Annotated in this window: 1 protein-coding gene; it reads left to right on the top strand. The window is 40.3% G+C overall.

The features are described from left to right. Positions 1 to 60 precede the first annotated feature (60 nt). Positions 61 to 633, top strand: a complete 573-nt coding sequence (locus FHC52_RS22500) for a flavin reductase family protein (RefSeq protein WP_032651724.1) — start codon at positions 61 to 63, stop codon at positions 631 to 633. The last annotated feature ends 40 nt before the right edge of the window (positions 634 to 673 follow it).

Here is a 673-nt window from a genome sequence, read left to right as displayed (position 1 = left end):
AATAGAACAATCAAATAAGTAACCTGTCTTACTTTTTATCAGAACTCAAAAGAGTAAATTATGTCAATTCAACCAGTAGAGTTAAACAAAGCCTATCGTTTATTACAGGTCGGGCCAACGACGATGATATCGGCTAAAAATGATGGCGTTGAAAATGTCATGGCAGCGGCCTGGGTGGGATTAGTAGGCAATAACAAAGTGATGGCTTTTATAGGTCCACAGGCATTTACTCGCGGGCTTGTAGAAAAAAGCGGATATTACGTTGTACAGATCCCAGTAGTAAATCAGATGGAAATGGTTTTATATGCTGGAGGTCACAGTTATTCCGACACACCCGATAAAAATAGTAAAATCCCACTATTTTATCAGAAAGAGTTTGATCTGCCTTTAGTGGAAGGTTGCGCTGGCTGGTTAGTATGTAAGGTCATACCTAATGAAGAAAATGAAAAGCAGCACAACTTGTTCATGGGTGAAATTGTCGGAGCATGGAGTGATGACCGCGTTTTCAAAAATGGGCACTGGATTTTTGATGATGCACCAGATGAATTACGTACTGTCCATTACGTAGCTGGCGGACAGTTTTACGCCATTGGCAAAGGGACAAAATTTAATTATGGGCCGGGAAAAGACTAATCCTTACTTCTGCATAAATGTAGCCATATAACATGGCTAC

Origin of the sequence: Enterobacter sp. EC_64 (assembly GCF_019584165.1) — a bacterium.
GTDB classification, from domain to species: Bacteria; Pseudomonadota; Gammaproteobacteria; order Enterobacterales; family Enterobacteriaceae; genus Enterobacter; species Enterobacter roggenkampii.
This window is presented reverse-complemented; position numbering and strand designations above follow the sequence as displayed.